The following is a 3,694-nucleotide window of genomic DNA, read 5'->3' as shown; positions in this document are numbered from 1 at the left end:
TTGACACGCTGATTGCCGATCCGTTTGCGTTTCATGCCCGGCGGGTGCTGCGGCTGCGCGCGCTCGATCCGCTCGATCAGGACCCAACGGCCGCGATGCGCGGCACGCTGGTGCATGATGTGCTGGAACGCTGGATTGACGATGGCCATGCCAGCATCGCGCAGCTTGAGCAGATCATCGTTGCGGAGCTGGAGCGTGAGGCTGCGCATTTCCCACTGCTGGCCGCGGCATGGGTGCCGCGCATGCGCGCCGCGCTGCATTGGGCCGGCCACGAAATAATCAAGCGCAAGAACGCCGGCTGGACGCAACTGGTTGCCGAAGCCAAGGGCCGCATCGAGCTGACCGGCGGCATCATCCTGACCGGGCGCGTCGACCGTGTCGATCGCAGCGAAAGCGGCGAATATCTGGTGGTTGATTACAAGACCGGTGCACCGCCCGCCAAGGCGCGGGTGCGCGCGCTGCTGGCCAACCAGCTGGCGCTGGGGCTGGCGATGGCCGCCAAGTCAGCCTTGGAGAAAAACGGCCAGGGCCTGCCGGCGGGCACGCCGATCGGCATCGAATATTGGCAATTGCAGGGCGGGCGCGCCGCTGCGGGCAAGGTGCACACGCCATTGGACGGCAAACAGCCCATCGATGCCGCCGATCATGTCGAGGCGGCGCTGGCGCATGCCGGCGAACTGGCGGCGCATTATCTGCTGGCGCAAAACCCGTTCGAGCCCAAATTGCGGCCGGAATGGGCGTGGGGTGATTATGATCATCTGGCGCGGGTGCCGGAATGGATCAGCCGGCCGCGCCCCTCCGCGCAGCCAAAGCCAGACGCTGAGCGCGGGGGCAGCCTGTGAGCGTGACAAAGCCATTGGCGCCGCTGCTGCCGGAACAGGCGCTGGCAGCCGATCCCGATAGCCATGCCTGGGTGGCGGCATCGGCTGGCACCGGCAAGACCCAGGTGCTGATCGCGCGGGTGCTGCGGCTGCTGCTCGCTGGGGCGCGGCCGCAGGCGATATTGTGCCTGACCTTCACCAAGCTGGCAGCAGCCGAAATGCAGAACCGCGTGATGGCACGGCTGGCGCATTGGGTGGGGTGCAGCGATGCCGCACTGGCCAGCGAACTTGCTGCAATTGGCGTGACGGGTGACACCGAAGCGCTGGCGCAATTGCATGACCGGGCGCGCGGGCTGTTTGCCGCCGTCCTCGAAACGCCGGCCGGTCTGGCGATCCAGACCATCCACAGCTTTGCGCAAGGCCTGATTGCCAGCTTCCCGGTCGAAGCGCAGATCAGCCCCGGATTTCAGACGCTGGACGACCGCGCCGGCATCATGCTGCGCGGCCGGGTGCTGGGGGACGCGCTGACCGGCGTGATGGCCCGCGATGCCGGCCTGCGCGCCGATCTGGCCGAAGTGGCGCTGGACGGCGGTGAAGCGCGGTTGCAGGACATCATGGCCGCCGCCGCTGCCCATACCGACGCGCTGGCGGCGCAGCGCATCGAAGGCATTGATCCGCTGCTGAGGCGCTTTGTGGGGCTGCCGGCGGACGGCGGCAGCGCGCAGGCCGATCTGGCGGCGGCATTGCCTGGCCTGCCGTGGGCGCAATTGGCTGATCTGGCCAAGGCGCTGGGGCGGCAAAAAGGCGTCAATGCGCTTAAGCTTAGAGATGCGCTGGCGGCCAGTCTGGCCTTGAGCGATCCGGCGCAGCAATGGGCGCTGCTGTGGGGTATTTTTTTCAGAGCCGATAATCTGCCGCGGGTGGTCACCGGGCTGATTCCCAAGGCGCTTGATGATGCCGATTCCGGCTGGCGGCCGTTGTGCAGCGAGGTGCAAAACCAGTTGCAGACCATTCGCGCCGGCCAGGAACGTTGGCAAATCCTGGCCTATACCGGCCGGCATCTGCGGCTGGCCGTGCAATTGGCGCAGGATTGGCAGGCCGCCAAGGCCCGCGCCGGCGTGATTGATTATGCGGATATGATCGCGGCGGCGGTGCGGCTGCTGAGTGCGCCAGGCGCGGCCGATTGGGTGCGTTTCAAGCTGGATAGCCGTATCGATCATGTGTTGGTTGACGAATCGCAGGACACAAATCTGGCGCAGTGGGAGGTGATCGGCGCGCTGGTGGAGGAGTTTTTTGCCGGGCGCGGCCAGCGTGACCAATTTCGCAGTCTGTTTGTCGTTGGGGATTTCAAACAGTCGATCTTCAGCTTTCAGGGCGCTGATCCCCGGGTTTATTCGGATCGCCGCGAGTTGTTTCACGGCCTGTGCGAAGCCGAACCGGAGCGCTGGCACGAAGTGCCGCTGTCACGAAATTTCCGTTCCGCCGATATCATCCTGGACAGTGTGGACCGCGTGATTGCCCACATCGGCAACGATGCATTTGCCGGAGAGGATGTGCCGGCGCACACGGCTTTCAAGGCCAAGGCCGGTTGTGTCACGCTGTGGCCTCCGCTGCTGCCCGCTGCGGCCGAGCAGGCTGACGAAGCTGATGATGATGGCGATGATATGGATGGTGACCAGCAGCCGGCCGGTCAGGCCGGGCTGGCCAGCGAGATTGATCTGGCGCGGCGTATTGCCATCACCATCGCGGATTGGCTGCGCGGGCCGGCACCGCTGGTGCTGCCCGGCAGTGGCCGCCGTGCCGCGCCGCAGGATGTCATGATCCTGGTGCGGCGGCGCGGCCGGTTGATGAACGCGCTGGTGGGCGCGCTGCACGAACAGGGCGTGGCCGTGGCCGGCGCCGATCGCCTCAATCTGGCCGAGCCGCTGGCAGTGGCCGATCTCGTCGCGCTGGTGAAATTTGTCTGCCAGCCGGGCGATGATCTCACGCTGGCGGCGCTGCTGGTATCGCCGCTGGTCGGGCTGAACCATGATGATCTTACAAGCTTGGCGGCAGGGCGCAGCGGCAGCCTGTGGGCGGCGGTGCAGGCCAGCACTGATGCCGATGCTGTGCGCGCCCACGCCTGGCTGGCGGCGGCGTTGCGGCTGGGCAGCGCGGTGTCGCCCTATCACTATCTCGAAAGCGTGCTGTCGGGGCCATTGGCGGGACGGTCGCGGCTGCTGGCACGGCTGGGTGAAGAAGCCCGCGATGCGATTGATACCGTGCTCGATCAGGCGCTGGCCTGTGAAGCGGCGGGCGCTGCCAGCCTGCAAGCCTTTTTGAGCTGGATGGACGCCAAGGATCTGGAGGTGAAGCGCGATCCCGAAGCGGCGCTGGATGCAGTGCGGCTGCTGACGGTGCACGGCGCCAAGGGCCTGCAAGCGCCTATCGTGATCCTGGCCGATGCCTGCGCGCCGCCGCTGAGCCAGCAGGGTGTGTTGGCGCTGCCGCTGGATGGCCATGGCGCCAGCCTGCCGCTGTGGTTGCCGCCGGGGCTGGCTGCACCGCCCGCCAACATCACCGCCGCGCTGGACCAGCGCAAGGCCGATGCCGCCGCCGAAGACCGGCGGCTGCTGTATGTGGCGTTGACCCGTGCCGAAGAGATTTTGTGCATCGGCGGCGCCAGCAAGCCAACCAAGAAATGGGAAGTTCATCCTGACAGCTGGTATGCGGCCATCGATGCCGCGCTTTCGGGCGAAGTGACTGCGGTTCAGGATGTTTCGGCTTGGCCGCGCCCGGTGCGCCATCTTGCCAGCGGCACGCCGGCCGCGCACGTGACAGTGCAATTGGCGCCGGATGCCAGCCTGCTGCCTGCCGGCACTTGGTGGCGCGAA

The 3,694-nt window shown here is 66.7% G+C and carries 2 protein-coding genes; both read left to right on the top strand.

What is annotated here, in order from left to right:
- Window positions 1-842, top strand: an 842-nt coding sequence (locus ABWP50_RS01125; RefSeq protein WP_353216147.1) for a RecB family exonuclease, incomplete at its 5' end; no start/stop codon positions are given.
- On the top strand, window positions 839-3,694 hold a 2,856-nt coding region (locus ABWP50_RS01120; RefSeq protein WP_353216146.1), incomplete at its 3' end, for a UvrD-helicase domain-containing protein. The genes ABWP50_RS01125 and ABWP50_RS01120, both read left to right, overlap by 4 nt.

This window comes from Sandarakinorhabdus sp. (genome assembly GCF_040398645.1).
GTDB lineage: Bacteria > Pseudomonadota > Alphaproteobacteria > Sphingomonadales > Sphingomonadaceae > Sandarakinorhabdus.
The sequence above is the reverse complement of the archived record's forward strand: the minus strand, read 5'-3'. Positions and strand labels throughout refer to the sequence as shown.